This is a genomic window from Streptomyces sp. NPDC005281 (assembly GCF_040607495.1).
Lineage (GTDB): Bacteria > Actinomycetota > Actinomycetes > Streptomycetales > Streptomycetaceae > Streptomyces.
Genome location: NZ_JBEXGX010000013.1, coordinates 156207 through 172777, shown reverse-complemented (window position 1 = coordinate 172777; position 16571 = coordinate 156207). Strand labels below are relative to the sequence as shown.

General features: G+C 71.1%; 10 protein-coding genes. All 10 read left to right on the top strand.

Features of this window, described 5'->3' with window-relative positions; all coding sequences use genetic code 11:
• Positions 1-32: 32 nt before the first annotated feature.
• The 10 genes from ABZV42_RS20030 (at position 33) to ABZV42_RS19985 (ending at position 16570) form a co-directional block, all read left to right on the top strand.
• Entirely contained in the window at positions 33-1265 is a 1233-nt protein-coding gene (locus ABZV42_RS20030) for a magnesium and cobalt transport protein CorA (RefSeq protein WP_356052969.1), read from the top strand.
• Positions 1266-1866: 601 nt separating this feature from the next.
• A complete protein-coding gene (locus ABZV42_RS20025; protein ID WP_355979088.1) occupies positions 1867-3345 on the top strand; it encodes a sugar transferase in 1479 nt (492 codons plus the stop codon).
• 73 nt (positions 3346-3418) lie between these two features.
• The gene (locus ABZV42_RS20020; protein ID WP_355979091.1) at positions 3419-4735 is read left to right on the top strand and encodes a nucleotide sugar dehydrogenase; all 1317 of its coding nucleotides are present in this window, start codon (positions 3419-3421) and stop codon (positions 4733-4735) included.
• Positions 4725-5999: a glycosyltransferase family 4 protein gene (locus ABZV42_RS20015; protein ID WP_356052967.1), complete on the top strand. Its 1275-nt coding sequence runs from the start codon at positions 4725-4727 to the stop codon at positions 5997-5999. The genes ABZV42_RS20020 and ABZV42_RS20015 overlap by 11 nt, the downstream gene beginning before the upstream one ends.
• A complete protein-coding gene (locus ABZV42_RS20010; protein ID WP_355979095.1) occupies positions 5989-7371 on the top strand; it encodes a Wzz/FepE/Etk N-terminal domain-containing protein in 1383 nt (460 codons plus the stop codon). Before ABZV42_RS20015 ends, ABZV42_RS20010 begins: the two co-directional genes overlap by 11 nt.
• A complete protein-coding gene (locus ABZV42_RS20005; RefSeq protein WP_356052965.1) occupies positions 7368-8888 on the top strand; it encodes a Wzz/FepE/Etk N-terminal domain-containing protein in 1521 nt (506 codons plus the stop codon). Before ABZV42_RS20010 ends, ABZV42_RS20005 begins: the two co-directional genes overlap by 4 nt.
• 3 nt (positions 8889-8891) lie before the next feature.
• Positions 8892-10826, top strand: a complete 1935-nt coding sequence (gene asnB / locus ABZV42_RS20000; protein WP_355979099.1) for an asparagine synthase (glutamine-hydrolyzing) — start codon at positions 8892-8894, stop codon at positions 10824-10826.
• 53 nt (positions 10827-10879) lie between these two features.
• Complete coding sequence (locus ABZV42_RS19995; protein WP_355979101.1) at positions 10880-13069, top strand: bi-domain-containing oxidoreductase; 2190 nt, start codon at positions 10880-10882, stop codon at positions 13067-13069.
• Entirely contained in the window at positions 13066-15036 is a 1971-nt protein-coding gene (locus tag ABZV42_RS19990) for an alginate lyase family protein (RefSeq protein ID WP_356052963.1), read from the top strand. Before ABZV42_RS19995 ends, ABZV42_RS19990 begins: the two co-directional genes overlap by 4 nt.
• 13 nt (positions 15037-15049) lie before the next feature.
• Positions 15050-16570 carry a right-handed parallel beta-helix repeat-containing protein gene (locus ABZV42_RS19985; protein ID WP_356052961.1) on the top strand — a complete coding sequence of 507 codons (1521 nt, stop codon included), beginning with the start codon at positions 15050-15052 and terminating at the stop codon, positions 16568-16570.
• Position 16571: the final 1 nt, after the last annotated feature.

Here is a 16571-nt window from a genome sequence, read left to right as displayed (position 1 = left end):
CAGACGTTCGTACGACCCTGGAGGCAGCCGCGATGTCCGAGCGACGCGCCCGCCCGGCCTCGCAGAACCGGCGGGGCACGGGGGACACGGACGGCTCCACGGAGGCGAAGGGCGCCGGGGGTCCGAAGGGCGCGAAGGGCGCGCGGAGGTCCCTGTGGCGGCGGGCCCTGACTCCGCCGTCCGCGCCGCCCCCGCGGCATGCGGCGCCGCAGGAGCCACCGCCCTCACCCGAGCCCAGCGAGGTCGTCAGCGTCGTCCAGTCCGCGCTGTACCGCGACGGGGTGCGGGTGTCGACGCCCGGGTCGCTGGCCGAGACCTTCCGTGAACTGCGCGAGCAGCCGGACGGTATGGCCTGGATCGGTCTGGCCCGGCCGACGGCGTCCGAACTCCACTCGCTGGCCGCCGAGTTCGACCTGCATCCGCTGGCCGTCGAGGACGCGATGGAGGCGCACCAGCGTCCGAAGCTGGAGCGGTACGGGGAGACGCTGTTCGTCGTCCTGAGCGCCGCCCGCTATCTGGACGCGGTCGAGGAGGTCGACTTCGGCGAACTGCACGTGTTCGTGGGACCGGACTTCGTGATCACGGTCAGGCACGGCGCCGCACCGGATCTCTCGGCGGTGCGCCGGCGCATGGAGGGCAGCCCCGAACTGCTGAGGCTCGGCCCGGAGGCGGTCCTCTACGCGATCCTCGACTCCGTCGTGGACGGTTACGTCCCGGTGGTCTCCGGTGTCCAGAACGACATCGACGAGATCGAGACCGAGGTCTTCCGCGGTGATCCCGCGGTCTCCCGCCGCATCTACGAACTCTCGCGCGAGATGGTCGAGTTCCAGCGCGCCGCCCGCCCGCTGGTCGGCATGCTGCACAGCCTGATGGCCGGCTTCGCCAAGTACCGCACGGACGAGGAGCTCCAGCGCTACCTCCGTGACGTCGCCGACCACGTGACCCACACCAGCGAGCGGGTCGACGGTTTCCGTCAGGCCCTCACCGACATCCTCACGGTGAACGCGACGCTGGTGACGCAGCAACAGAACGCGGAGATGCGGGCGTTGGCGGAGGCCGGCTTCGAGCAGAACGAGGAGATCAAGAAGATCTCCAGCTGGGCCGCCATCCTCTTCGCGCCGACCCTGGTCGGGACGATCTACGGCATGAATTTCAGTCACATGCCGGAACTGCACTGGGTGTTGGGGTATCCCTTCGCGATCGTCCTCATGGCGGTCGTCTGCACAAGTCTTTACGTCATCTTCAAACGGCGCGACTGGCTCTGAGCGATCACAGTGGGCGCCACGGAGGACAGCGTAAGATTTCGGCCAACTTGACTCTGTAGAAGGCTGGTTGGGATCACCGGTCGTCACCGTGCCGGAACCACGCCCGGGTGCCGGGCGGGTCCAGGGAGCCCTCGGTGACGCCCGCTTACCCGTAAGTAGCCGTCGATCAGCGGATCCGGCACCAAATCTTGAGCACAAATTCCACACATCCCCCTCTTCATACCGGGCTTGATGGTCTAGATTGACCGTGCTTCAGCTGTTCGGACACGAGGCGACCAATAACGATCTATAGGTCCGGCGCCACGGGATGCAAGCATGAGCATCCCCGGCGCCAGACGTGGGGGATCGCTTCCGGACGTCTTGATGGTTCGGCAGACAGGCAACTCGGCTGCGGCCGGGGCGAGTTGTTCACCTCGCTCTGGAACAGTGGGGTGCCGAAGGCGGGAGGCGGTGCCTCCCGGGGGGATGAACGGCGCGGCGCGGGAGGCGGGGGCCTCCCGGGGGAGGAACAGCGCGGCGCGGCCAGGGGGGCGGGGGTGCCTCCCGGTGCGAGGAACAGTGTTAGGCGAACACGTCGAACCACTGGAACCTGGGGGGTTCTGTGCGGCAAGGGGGACTAGTACGTCCGTTTCCGTCTGCGCGCGAGCGTCTGACGGACGAGGCGATCAACCAGCCTGCGACCGACTGGGAGCAGCGGTACCGCCGCAGGGTGATCACCAGCGACATGGTGGCCACCGCCTTCGTGGTGGCGTCGATAGGCAACTTCTTCGGTGCCCGGGACGCGGCCAACTGGCATGAGAAGTGGGGAATTCTCGCGTTCGGCACCGAACTGCTGGTCCTGGGGGCGCTCGCGGTGAGCCGTTCGTGGGCTCCGGCCGTGCTCGGTCAGGGCGCCGAGGAGTTCCGCCGGCTCGGACGCTCGCTGTTCGCGGCGACCGTGGTCCTGGCGCTCGGCGGGATCGCCCTCACCTCACGCAACATCAAACTCTGGATCTTCGTCGCGATCCCCGCGATCGCGATCGTCACGATGACCGTGCGGTATCTGCTGCGCCTGTGGCTGCACAAGCAGCGCAAGCAGGGAAGATGCCTGCGGCCGGTGCTCGCCGCCGGAAGCCCGGCCACCGTGCGCGACCTGGTCACGCGCACCCGCAAGTTCCCGCACCTCGGCTGGCGCGTGGAGGCGGTGTGCACGACCGACGGTCACGGGCTCGAAGGTGACCAGCTGGACGGTGTGCCGGTGGTCGGCCGGCTGGCGGACGTCGCCGGCCATGTCCACCGCGACGGCTACCGTGTCGTCGCGGTCACACCGGACCCGCACTGGTCACCGGACAAGCTCCAGCGGCTGGCCTGGAACCTCGAGGGCAGCGACGCCGAGATGGTCGTGGCCCCGGTGCTGATGGAGGTGGCCGGCCCGCGGCTGCATGTCGACGCGGTGCTCGGGATCCCGCTGCTGCGGGTCAGCATGCCGACCTTCACCGGAGGCCGGCGCGCGGTGAAGGTGGTCGTCGACCGCCTGGGCGCGACGGTCCTGTTGCTGCTGTTCGCTCCGCTGATGGTGTTCGTCGCGCTGCTCGTGCTGCTGGACAGCCGGGGCGGGGCGTTCTACCAGCAGCGCAGAGTCGGCAAGAACGGCCGCGAGTTCACCATTCTCAAGTTCCGCACCATGGTCTCCGGGGCGCACGGGGCACGGGCCGAGCTGGCCGGCCTCGACGAAGGCGCCGGGCTGTTGTTCAAGGTCCGCAGGGATCCGCGGGTGACCCGGGTGGGAACGGTGCTGCGCCGGTACTCGATCGACGAGCTCCCGCAGCTCTTCAACGTACTGACCGGATCGATGTCGCTCGTCGGTCCGCGGCCGCCGTTACCGGAGGAGTCCGCCGCGTACGGCCCGGACATCCGGCGGCGGCTGCTGGTCAAGCCCGGGCTAACCGGCCTGTGGCAGATCAGCGGACGCAGCGACCTGTCGTGGGAGGAGGCGGTCCGGCTGGACCTGCGGTACGTGGAGGACTGGTCGCTCGCCCTGGACACGGTGATCTTGTGGAAGACGCTGCGTGCGGTGCTCTACGGGCAGGGGGCCTACTGATGCGCGAAGGGCGTCGTCGGGCAGGGGCGCGAACGGCAGGCCGCAAGGGCCTGACCGGGGGGAGGAACGGGTCATGAAGGTCAGCGTTTTCGGGCTCGGCTACGTGGGCTGTGTGTCGGCCGCGTGCCTGGCCAGCATGGGTCACGAGGTCATCGGGGTGGACGTCAACCAGGTCAAGGTCGACCTGGTCAACGACGGCAAGGCCCCGGTGGTCGAGGAGGGGATCGGCGAGCTCGTCGCCGACGTCGTGGGGAGCGGGGCCTTACGCGCCACCGACGACGTCCGTGAGGCGATCATGGGCAGCGAGGTGTCGCTGATCTGCGTGGGTACGCCCTCGGAGCCCAACGGCAGCCTGTGCACCACGTACTTGGAGCGGGTCACCGAGCAGATCGGCGCCGCGCTCGCCGAACGCGGCGGCCGGCACACCGTCGTGTTCCGCAGCACGATGCTTCCGGGCACCTGTCTGAACCTGCTGGTGCCGATCCTGGAGAAGTACGTCGGCGGCACGGCCGGGGTGGACGTCGGGGTCGCGGTCAACCCGGAGTTCCTGCGCGAGGGCACGAGCGTGCGGGACTTCTTCGACCCGCCCAAGACCGTCATCGGCGAGCTCGACCCGGCGAGCGGCGACGTGGTGCTGGCGCTGTACGACGGCGTGCCCGGCGAGGTGTTCCGGGTGCCGATCCCGACGGCCGAGGCCATCAAGTACGCGGACAACGCGTTCCACGGCCTCAAGATCGGCTTCGCGAACGAGCTGGGCGCGGTGTGCCAGGCACTCGGGGTGGACTCGCACCAGGTGATCGACGTGTTCCTGGCCGACCGCAAGCTGAACATCAGCCCCGCCTACCTTCGGCCCGGCTTCGCCTTCGGTGGCTCCTGCCTCCCCAAGGATCTGCGCAGCCTGGTCCACGCGGCACAGCGGGCCGATGTCTCGGTACCCATCCTGTCCCATGTGCTGCCCTCCAACTCCGACCATCTGCAAAGGGCGGTGGAGCTGGTCGAACGCACCGGCAAGCGCAAGGTGGGCCTGTTCGGGCTCTCCTTCAAACCCGGGACCGACGACCTCCGCGAGAGCCCGCTCGTCGAACTGGCGGAGAGGCTCTTCGGCAAGGGCTACGACCTGCGGATCCACGACGCCAACGTGAGCCTCTCCCGGCTGCTCGGCGCGAACCGCGAATACATCGAGAACCGGCTGCCGCACCTCGCGCAGCTGCTCGCCGACTCCGTCGACGAGGTGCTCGAACACGCCGAGGTGTGCCTGGTCGGGACCAAGGATCCGGCCGTTCTGTCGGCGCTGCCCCGCGGCAGCGGCCCGATGATCATCGACCTCGTCCGCCTTCCCGACGCCGACGCGCGCCGGACCGAACCGGGATACATGGGCCTTGCCTGGTAAATCGACCAGCGGTGACCGGCCTGACCGGCGCGCGCTGATCCTCGTGGAGAACCTGTCGGTGCCCTTCGACCGACGGGTGTGGCAGGAGTGCACGACCCTGCGCGACGCGGGCTGGACCGTCCACGTCATCTGTCCGCAGGGCAGCAAGCGGGACACGGAGCCGGAGGCGGTGATCGACGGGGTGCGGATCCACCGCTACCCGTTGCGCGCGGCCACCGGAGGACCGGCCGGCTATCTGCGGGAGTACGGAACGGCGCTGTGGCACACCCTCCGGCTGGCCCGGAAGGTCGGCCCGGTCGACGTGGTCCACGCGTGCAACCCGCCGGACCTGCTGTTCGTGCCCGCGCTGTGGATGAAGCGGCGCGGGGCGCGGTTCGTCTTCGACCAGCACGATCTGGTGCCGGAGCTGTACCTCTCCCGGTTCGACCGCGGCGAGGATCTGCTCTACCGCGCCGTGTGCGCGCTGGAACGGCGGACCTACCGGGCCGCGGACGTCGTGCTCGCCACGAACGAGAGCTACCGGGACGTCGCGGTGAGCCGTGGCGGCAAGCGGCCGGAGGACGTCTTCGTCGTGCGCAGCGCGCCCGACGTCGACCGGTTCCACCCCGTGCCCGCGGAGCCGGAGCTGAAGCGCGGCAAGCCCCATCTGCTGTGCTACCTCGGCGTCATGGGCCCGCAGGACGGTGTCGACTACGCCTTGCGGTCCCTCGCGAAGCTGCGCGACGAGGTCGGGCGGAGCGACTGGCACGCGGTGTTCGTCGGCGGCGGTGACACCTTCGACGCGATGGTGGAGCTGTCCCGGGAACTCGGGCTCTCGGAGCAGGTGCAGTTCACCGGGCGCATACCGGACGCCGATCTGGTGCGGTACCTGTCCACCGCGGACGTGTGCCTCTCCCCCGACCCGCACAATCCGCTCAACGACGTGTCGACCATGAACAAGGTCCTGGAGTACATGGTGATGGGCCGGCCGCTCGTCTCGTTCGAGCTCCGGGAGGCACGCGTCTCCGCCGGTGACGCCGCCGTCTACGCGCCCGCCAACGACGAGTCCGAGTTCGCGAGGCTCATCGCCCTGCTGCTGGACGATCCCGAGAAGCGGGAACTGATGGGCAAGATCGGCCAGGAGCGGATCAGCGGGCCGCTCTCCTGGCGGAACTCGCAGGCGTCGCTGCTCGCCGCCTACGCCGCCGCCTGCCGTACCGACGCCCCGGCGTCGGCGGGCGACCCGGACCGTGCACAGGGCGGAGGCCGCACCGTTGAACGATGACACGATACGCCTGGTCACCATCGGGCGGATTATCCGTCGGCGCTGGCGGCTTCTCACCATCCTCGCCCTGGTGGGTGCGCTCGTCGGGTACGGCACTTCCCTGCTGTTCCCCGCGCAGTACACGACGTCGGCGTCGGTACTGCTGCCTGGAGCATGGGAGGAACGCGAGCTGCTGACCCAGGAGCAGGTCGCCACCAGTTCGGTGGTGGTCGACCAGGCGGCCGACACGCTGCACTGGGCCGGGGTCAGCAAGAGCGAGCTGCGCAGTCGGGTGAGCGCCAAGGCCGCGGACGGGAACATCATAAAGATCTCGGGCACGGCCGAAACTCCGGAGCGCGCGCAACAGCTCTCCGACCAGGTCGCCCAGCAGTTCGTCACGTTCGCCGCGCGCGTGGTGGACGACAACACCGACCCCGAGGCGGCGGCACAGCGCGAGGCGCTTCAGCAGTCGGTGACGCAGACCAGCCGCCGCATCACCCAGCTGGCCGACGCTGCCGATCCGCAGACCGTGGAGGGCGTGCAGGCCCGTACCGAGCTGGAGAAGCTGCGTACGACGCTCCAGGAAGCCATCACCAAGCTGAACCAGTCCGACCCGGCCGCCAAAAAGGCCAACATGGTCGTCATGGGGGCGGCGGCCCGGCCGACCAGCGAGACACCGCCGACGAGGACGCAGTTCATCGCCGCCGGGGCGCTGCTGTTCCTCCTGCTCGGGGTCATCGGCCATCTCACCGCGGCACGGATGAGCCGCCGGCTGCGCACCCAGTCCGAGATCGCGGCGGCACTGGGCTCGACTCTGCTGGGCACCGTCGACGTGGCCGATGAGCGGTCCACGCACCGGCCGGAAGTGCGTGGCCCGCGGGCCGCGGGCCGCCGGCTGCTGGGTGTCGACGTCCGCTGGGACGTACCGGCCCCGCGGACGTACGGCGACGAGAGCGGCAGACAGATCCGCTACCGCCGGGTGTGCAACCGGCTGCCCGCCGCCCGGCGGTTGCTGGTCGTCGTCCCCGACGGCGACGGGATCGCCCTCCGGGCCGCCGGAGAGCTCGTCTCCGTGGCCGGGAACGATCCTTCCCCGAACTCCTCGAACGGGGGCCATCCCGTGCTGCGGACGGTGGGGGTGTCGGTGTCACAGCCCCTGGTCCCGGACCGCGGCGACGAGTCCGGTGCCCTGGTCGTGCTGAGCTCGGGCAACTGGACCGCGGCGGAACTCTCCGGCATCGCCGAGGCGTGTGCGGACGCCGGGCACGAGATCGTCGGCATCGTCCTCGCCGGCATGGTCCGCGCACTTCCGGCGCGGGCCGCCGGCCACCCCCGGGATGCCGCCACACCGGTGCTCGCGGTCGGCCACGACGTGAAGGGAAGTTCAGGGTGACGACGAGTACGAGTCCGGAGTCGTCGGCCGCCGCTCCGCTGGTCGACCTACAGGCACTGGTGGTGGCGGTGCGCAGACGGCGCCGCTTCTGGCTCTCCGCGGGGCTGCTGGGGATGATCGTGGGCGCCGCGCTGGCGATCCTGATGCCGGCGCCGCCGACCGCGGTGACCAAGGTGCTGGTCGCGCACCAGGAGGACCAGCCGAACGACCCGGGAACGCTGATCCGCACCGACGTGGCACTGCTTCAGACCACGCGGATCGCCGACGCGGCGCTGAAGTCCCTCCACGCTCCGGACAGGCCGGAGGACTTCATGAAGGACTACTCGGGTGTCGGCCTGACCAACAACCTGCTTCAGATCACGGTCACCGGTGACAGCGACGCGGACGCGAAGGCCCGCGCCAAGGCGCTGGCCGACGCGTTCGTCACGGACCATGTGAAGCGGATCCAGGATGCGGCGAGCGCCGAGGCCAAGGCGCTGCTCGACCAGCGGGACCGCATGCAGAGCGAGCTCGCCAAGGTCAACAAGGCGATCGGGGACGGATCGGCGCAGAGCGGGCCGACGGCGTCGGCGGATCTGGAGTCGCTCTTCGCCCGCCGGGCCGAACTCACCTCGCGCATCACCGATTTCAGCCAGCGAGCCGCTGACGCGCGCATCGGCACGCCCCAGCTCGTCGCGAGAACGCAGATCGTGGACGCCCCGAACGTGGTGCGCAGTTCCGTGCCCAGGACCGCGGCCACCGACGCCGCGGTCGGGCTCGTCCTCGGCCTCGTCGTCGGCCTCTCGGTGGCCGCGGTCGGCTCGGTGGTGGCGGACCGCCCCGTGCTGCGCCGCGACATCGCGTCGAACCTCGGCGCCTCGGTCATCACGGAGCTGCCCGGCCGCAGGGGCGGGGTGTGGCGGCGCCGCCGGATCCGGGCGGCGCGCGAACGGCTCACCGCGTCCCTGGCCCGCACCGCGCGCGGTGCGGCGGAACCCGTGTCGCTGCTCGAACTCGGCTGTGCGCGCAGCACGAGCGTGATCGCCCTCGACCTGGCCAGGGCGCTGGCGGCGGACGGGCCGGTGGTCGTCGTCGACGGTCTGCCGGGACCGCAGCTGTCCAGGCACCGGCCGAAGCCGGGAGAGCCGGCCGTGGTCAGCGGCGAGCGTGCCGCGGCCGTACCGCAGCAGGAGCGCCGGGTCGGCGTCGGTTCGGTGGCGCCGGGAACGGCGTGGACCGACCTCCAGTACCTCGGCACCCGGACCGTGCTCGTCGTACGTGCCGGGCACGGCAGCGCCGCGTGGCTGCACACCGTGGCGCGGCAGCTCGCCGACCAGCGCATCGCGGTGATCGGTGTGGTGCTGATCGACCCCGATCCGCGTGACCGGAGCGACGGCACGCTGTGGGACGGGCTGAACACCGCGCTGCGCGGCCAGGACGAGCGTGCGGCGCGGCAGAGCGGGCCGGGCCCGCGGCGGACGGAGCGGCTGCCGATGTGGGCGGCGCGAGTCCCGGACAGCGACCAGGAGGCACGGTAGGACATGTGTGGCATCGCGGGTACTTACCGATGGCCGGACGGGAAGGCGGTGGCCGACCGGCTCACCGAGACCCTCGCCCACCGCGGGCCGGACGGGGCGGGGCGGTACAGCCACCCCGTCGGTGACGGCGAGGTGCACCTCGGGCACCGCCGGCTGGCCATCATCGACCTGTCCGAGACCGGCGCCCAGCCGATGGTCTCGGGCGGCCTGGTCCTCACGTACAACGGCGAGTTGTACAACGCGCCCGAGCTGCGTGCCGAGCTGGCGGCCTCCGGGGTGCGCTTTCGCGGTACCTCCGACACCGAGGTACTGCTGGAGGCCTGGCGGCGCTGGGGCACCGACTGTCTGCCCCGGCTGCGCGGCATGTTCGCGTTCGGGATATTCGACGAGCGGACCGGTGAACTGGTCCTCGCCCGGGACCAGTTGGGCATCAAACCGCTGTTCCTGCTGCGGCGCGGCGAGGGCCTGGTGTTCGCCTCCGAGCTCAAGTCGCTGGCCGCCGTGACCGGCGGTTCGCTTCAGGTGGACCACGCGGCGCTGGTCGCGTCGCTGCTGTACTACTGGGTGCCGGACTCGCGGTGCGCGTTCCGCGAGGCGGAGAAGCTGCCGCCGGGGAGCTGGCTCCGGTTGCGGCCCGACGGCGGGGTGGAGCGCGGGCAGTACTGGAACCTCCGGGACGTCGCGGCCGAGGGCCGGGAGCGGGCCCTCAGCGGCGAACTGCCGGACATCGCCGCCGTCGTCGAGGAGTCGACCCGGCGTCACCTGCTCTCCGACGTACCCGTGGCGACCTTCCTCTCCGGCGGTCTCGACTCCAGCTATCTGACCGCGCTGGCGGCCCGCGACCGGCCCGGGATCTCCGCCTACACGATCGGGTTCCGGCCCGAGGACGCCAAGTTCGAGGCGATGCCGGACGATCTGCGCTACGCCCGGCAGGTGGCCGAGAAGTTCGGCGTCGACCTGCACGAGATCGAGATCGCCCCGAACGTGCTCGACCTGCTGCCGCAGATGACGTACCACCTGGACGAGCCGATCGGCGACCCCGCCGCGATCAACACGTTCCTGATCTGCCAGGCCGCCCGGGAGGCGGGGGTCAAGGTGATGCTCTCGGGGATGGGTGCCGACGAACTGTTCGCCGGCTACCGCAAACACCTGGCCAACCTGATCGCGCTGCGCTATCAGCGCGTCCCACGGCCACTGCGGCGCGGCCTGTCCAGGACGGTGGACCGGCTGCCGGTCGCCTCGGCCCGCCGGGGGTACCGGTCGGTGCGGTTCGCGAAGCGGTTCCTGTCCTTCGCCGATCTGCCGGAGGAGACCGCGTTCCGGCGCAGCTACACCATGTACGACCAGGACGAACTGCTCGCCCTGATCGATCCGGACCTGGCCGGGACGGTCGAGGACGTGCTGACCGAGCACGCGGACGTCTACGAGGACAACGACCTCGACGACTTCGTCAACCGCATGTGCCTGGGTGACGCCCGGATGTTCCTGCCGGGCCTGAACCTCGCCTACACGGACCGGTCGAGCATGGCCGCGTCGACCGAGGTGCGGGTCCCGTACGTGGACGTCGAGGTGGTCAAGGCCGCGTTCGCCGTTCCCGGTGACCGCAAGATCGTCGGACGGCAGGGCAAGGCGGTCCTCAAGGAGGCGGCGACCTCGATCCTGCCCCGGGAGATCGTGTACCGGCCCAAGGGCCTGTTCAGCGCCCCGCTGCGGGCCTGGATGAGCCGGGACCTGGCACCGCTGGTGCGCGAGGTGGTGAACGACGGCGAGCTCGTCCGTTCAGGGCTCCTGCGCCGCGACGCCCTGGCGCGCATGGTCGCCGAGGACGCCGCCGGGCAGCGGGACTTCTCCAAGCACCTGTGGCATGTGCTGACCCTCGAGTACTGGTATCGCGGCGCGACCTCCGGAGCCGGCCGGAGCTCGCCGGTGTCGGCGTAGCAGCCAGAACTCTCCCGTGACGGCGTAGAGACAGTAGAGACAAGAGGACTTCGGTGAAACAGGTCGTACAGAACTACAAGAGCGGCGAACTGGCGCTGCTCGACGTGCCGGTGCCGGGGTGCAAGCCCGACGGCGTGCTGGTGCGGACCGCCTACTCGCTGATCTCCACCGGCACCGAGCTCATGAAGGTGTCCGAGGCCGGCATGTCGATGCTGGGCAAGGCCCGCTCCAGGCCGGACCAGGTGGCCAAGGTCGTACAGAGCATGGCCACCAACGGGGTGCCCGCCACCTACCGCAAGGTGATGGGCAAGCTGGACTCCTACACCCCGCTCGGCTACTCGCTGTGCGGGGTGGTCGAGCAGGTCGGCGCCGGGATCGACGATGTGAAGGCCGGCGACCTCGTGGCCTGCGCCGGCAACGAGCACGCGCTGCACGCCGAGCTGAACTGGGTGCCGAAGAACCTCTACGCCCCGGTGCCGGACGGCCTCGCGCCGCGGCACGCGGCCTTCGGCACCGTCGGGTCGATCGCGATGCAGGGCGTCCGCCAGGGCGAGTCACGGCTCGGCGAGGTGGCGCTGGTCATCGGGCTCGGGCTGATCGGGCAGTTGGTGGTGCAGCTGCTGGCAGCCTCGGGAGTCCGCGTCGTCGGGGTCGACCCCGACCCGGCGCGCTGCGAGCTCGCCGAGCGCCTGGGCGCGACGGCCTGCGGCGATCCCGCCTCCGCGGCCGTGGAGGCCTCCGTCGCCGAACTCACCGGCGGTCACGGCGTGGACCAGGTGTACCTGGCCGCGGGCGGCGGCAGCAACCAGCCCGTCGAGCTGGCCGCGCGGCTGAGCCGGGACCGCGGCCGGGTGATCGACATCGGCAAGTGCCGTCTGGACCTGCCGTGGAACGCGTACTACGAGAAGGAACTCGACGTCCGGTTCTCCCGCAGTTACGGCCCCGGGCGCTACGACCCGGCGTACGAGCTCGAGGGCCGGGACTACCCGATCGGCTACGTCCGCTGGACCGAGCGCCGCAATCTGGCGTGCTTCCTCGATCTGGTCGCCCGCGGCCGCGTGGACGTGGAGCCGCTGGTCTCCCACGTCGCCGACTTCGACGACGCCGTCGAGACGTACCAGAGCCTGAAGGACGGCGGACTGAAGGCCGTGGCCGTGCTGTTCAAGTACGCCGACCACGCGGTCGAGGCGGAGGCACAGGCCCCGGAGGTGGCCGTGCCCGCGGTGAAGCGGGGCGGCGGCGAGGTGTCCGCCCCGGCCAGGGCCGCCAGGACCCCGGTGCGGCTGGCGTTCGTCGGTGCGGGGAACTACGCGACGTCGATGCTGCTGCCGCATCTGGCGCGGCGCGAGGGCGTCGAGCTGTCCACGGTCGTCACGACGACGGCGCTGTCCGCGGCCAACGCGCAGCGGAAGTTCGGCTTCGCCGAGGCGACCACCGATCTCGACGCCGTGCTCGGCGACAAGTCGGTCGACGCGGTGTTCGTGGTCACCCGGCACAGCTCGCACGCCGAACTGACCCGCAAGGCGCTGCTGGCCGGCAAGACGGTGTTCGTGGAGAAGCCGTTGGCACTCACCGAGGACGAACTGGCGGGCGTTCTGGCCGCGGTGGAGGAGTCCGGCAACGACCGGCTCCAGGTGGGCTTCAACCGCCGGTTCGCGCCGCTGCTCCAGGAGGCGAAGACGCGGTTCGGCGCCAGAACGGGCCCGGCGAGCCTGCGCTACCTCGTCAACGCGGGGCAGCTGACCCACGGCAGCTGGTACCTCCAGCAGGGCACCGAGGGCTCACGGTTCGCCGGCGAGGGCGGGCACTTCATCGACACGGCGAGCTGGCTGCTCGACGCCGATCCCGTCTCGGTGTACGCGGTCGCCCCGTCCGGCAACGAGGATCTCCAGGTCGTCCTGCGCTACCCGGACGGCTCCACCGCCACCATCAGCTACGTCACCACCGGCGCCCCCGGCTTCCCCAAGGAGACGCTGGACCTGGTCGCGGACGGCAAGGTGCTGCGGCTCGACGACTTCGTCCGCGCCTCGGTCTACGGCCGCAAGCGGTGGGTCAGTTCGCGGCTGCCCAAGGCCCGGGACAAGGGCCAGTCCGCCGAGCTGGCCGCGTTCGTCAAGGCCGTGCGGACCGGCGGTCCGATGCCGGTGCCGCTGGAGTCCCTGGTGGCCACCACGGCTGCCACCCTCGCCGTGCGGGCCGGCCTTTCGGGCGGCGCGCCGGTGACGCTGGCGAGGACGACATGACCATGAGCGCGGGCTGGTACCTGCGGCGGCTGTCCCGGATGGGGCCGCGGGAGGTCGGCGGCCGGGTCGGCGACACGGTGCGCAGGCGGCGGTGGCGGTCGGCGCTGCCCGACTGCCCGGGCGTGAGGGGCGCCCGGTTCACAGCGGTACTGCCCTCGGGAACGATGGACGCGGTGCCCCCGGACGCCGCGAAACGTCTTCTCGCCGAGGCGGACCGGCTGATGGACGGGCACGGCGAGTTCTTCGGGGTGGACCGCGCCGACCTGGCCGACCCGGACTGGTCCTACGACCCGAAGACCGGGCGCCGGGCTCCGGACGGCTACGCCTTCGACGTGCCGTACCGCGACGAGAACGCGGTCGGGGACATCAAGCAGATCTGGGAGCCGTCCCGGCACCAGTACCTCACCGTGCTCGCCGCCGCCTACGCGGTCACCGGGGACGAGCGGTACGCCGAGCGGGTGGCCGAGCAGCTGCGGTCGTGGTGGGCGGCCAACGCGCCGCTGCGCGGCGTGCACTGGACCAGTGGCATCGAGCTGGGGATCCGGCTGCTGTCCTGGGTGTGGATCCGCCGGCTGCTCGACGGCTGGACGGGGGCGGCCGCCCTGTTCGAGGACAACCCGGTGGCGCTGAACCAGATCTGGCACCACCAGCGCTGGCTGGCCGCCTTCCCCAGCCGGGGTTCCTCGGCGAACAACCACGTCATCGCCGAGGCCGCCGGGCAGTTCGCCGCGGCCTGCGCGTTCGGCTGGTTCCCCTCCTCGGCGCGCTGGCGGACCGACGCGATGCGGTCGCTCGACCGGCAGCTGCGCGGCAACACATTCGGCTCCGGGCTCAACCGCGAGCTGGCCACCGAGTACCACGGGCTGGTGCTGGAGCTCGGCCTGGCCGCGGTGGCCGAGGCGGATGCCGCGGACGTGCCGGTCCCGGCGCCGGTGAGGCTGGTGCTGCTGCGGATGACCGACGCGCTCGCGGCCGTCGTGGACAACCGGCTGCGGCCCCCGCGCCAGGGCGACGCGGACGACGGGCACGGTCTGATCGTGGACGGCGCGGGCACCGACCGCTGGGGCTCGCTGCTGGCCACCGGCGACGCCGTGTTCGGCCGGCTCGACTGGTGGCCGGCGGTGACCGGCACCGATGTACGCACCACCCTGCTGGCCGCGCTCCTGCGCCCGTACGGGAAGGACGGGACGGCACCCGCCGTGTCCCGCCCGGCGAGCAGGCCGGCCCATTTCGCCGACGCGGGCATGACCATCCTGCGTGGTCCGGCGGAGATCTGGGCCCGCTGCGACGGCGGTCCGCACGGATTCCTGTCCATCGCCGCCCACGCCCACGCGGACGCGCTGTCGGTGGAGGTCAGGCACGACGGGGTCGACGTGCTCGCCGATCCGGGGACGTACTGCTACCACGGGCAGCCCGAGTGGCGGCGGTACTTCAGGTCGACCCTCGGCCACAACACCCTGGAGCTGGAGGGCGCCGACCAGTCCGTCTCCGGCGGCCCGTTCCTGTGGACCCGGCATGCCCGCAGCCGCGTCCTCGTCGCGGACACGTCCGGGGCCCTGGACGGGGGAACGGCGCGCTGGTGCGCCGAGCACGACGGCTACCAGCGCTCCGTGCACCGCCGTCAGGTGGAACTGGCCTCCGCGAGCCGGGAGTTGACGATTGCCGACGAGGTGAGCGGCCCGCGCGGTACCGCCGTGCGGCTGGCGTTCCACCTCGGTCCGGCGATCACCGCGGAGCTGGCGGGGAACCGGGCCCGGCTCACCTGGGCCCGCGACGGCGAGGAGCGCTCCGCGGAGCTCGACCTGCCCGAAGGGCTGAACTGGCGGGCGCACCGCGGCGAGAGCGATCCGCCGCTGGGCTGGTACTCCGCCGGCTTCGGACGCAAGGAACCCGCCACCACGCTGGTCGGCACCGGCGTCGCCGACGGCACGCAGGGGTTCACCACCGTACTCAGGTTCCACGGCTAGGGGGGAAGGACGCTTGGGGATCAACTGGCGGCACTGGGCGCTGCCTGCGGCACTGCTGGCGCTTGCCCTGCCGACGGCGACCGGCTGCGACAGTTCGCAGGACGCGCAGCTGAAGCCGACCGCCGCACCTGCCGCGTCCGCGGCCCGGGTGTGCGCCAAGCCCGCGGCCGGGCCGGCGAAGGCACCGGCGGGCGCGGTCACGGTCGACCCCGCGGTGGCCGGTGACCTCGCCGCGAAGACCAAGAGCCGTCCCCCGGGCACCACGTTCTGGCTTCGGCCGGGCAGGCACAGGCTCGACCGGGACCGCTACGCCCAGGTCGTGCCCAAGAAGGGGGACGTCTACCTCGGCGCGCCGGGCGCGGTGCTGGACGGCCGCAGGACCAACCAGTACGCGTTCGCCGGCACCGCCTCCGACGTCACCATCCGCTACCTGACCGTGCAGGGCTTCGTCGCCCCGCAGAACGAGGGCGTGGTCAACCACGACTCGGCCGACGGATGGGTGGTCGAGCACGCGACGATCCAGCGCAACTCGGGCGCCGGGCTGATGGCCGGCGCCCGCCAGCAGGTCCGCGCCAGTTGTCTGCGCGACAACGGCCAGTACGGCATGAACGCGTACAAGGGCAGCGGTCCCATCAGCGGCCTGGTGCTCGTGGGCAACGAGATCGCCGGCAACAACACCGACGACTGGGAGCGGAAGCAGCCGGGCTGCGGCTGCACCGGAGGCGTCAAGTTCTGGGCCGTGAACGGCGCCGACGTACGGGGCAACTGGGTGCACGACAACCGCGGAACCGGGTTGTGGGCGGACACCAACAACAACGACTTCCTCATCGAGGACAACGTGCTCGAGGCCAACGACGGCGCCGCGCTGATCTACGAGACCAGCTACAACGCGGTCATCCGGAACAACAAGATCCGGCGGAACAACTGGGTCGAGGGCCGCAAGTACGCCGAACGCGGCGACAACTTCCCGTTCGCGACCGTCTATCTGTCCGAGTCCGGCGGTGAACCACGGGTCCGGGCCCGTACGGACAAGATCGAGATCTACCGGAACGTGCTGGAGAACAACTGGTCCGGGATCACCCTGTGGGAGAACGCCGACCGGTTCTGCAACAGCCCGGCCAACACCTCCTCCGGCGACTGCACGTTGCTGGTGAAGAACATCCACCGCTGCGCACGGCCGGCGATCGCCACCGGACCCCTGTACGCCGACTGCCGGTGGAAGACCCAGCGGGTGGACATCCACAACAACCGCTTCGTGCTGGACAAGTCCGTCGTCGGCTGCACGGTGAAGTGCGACCGCATGGCCGTGCTGGCCAACTACGGCACCTATCCGGACTGGTCGCCGTACCAGGGCGAGCGGGTGGCCGAGGCGATCACCCTCAAGCAGCACAACCGCTGGCACGACAACACCTATGTCGGACCGTGGAGTTTCGTCGCCCACGACCCGAGCCGGGTGCTCGACTCCGTGCAGTGGCAGGGCACGCCCTACCGGCAGGACGCGGGCAGCACCTTCCGCGCCCAGGACGGTGGTTGAG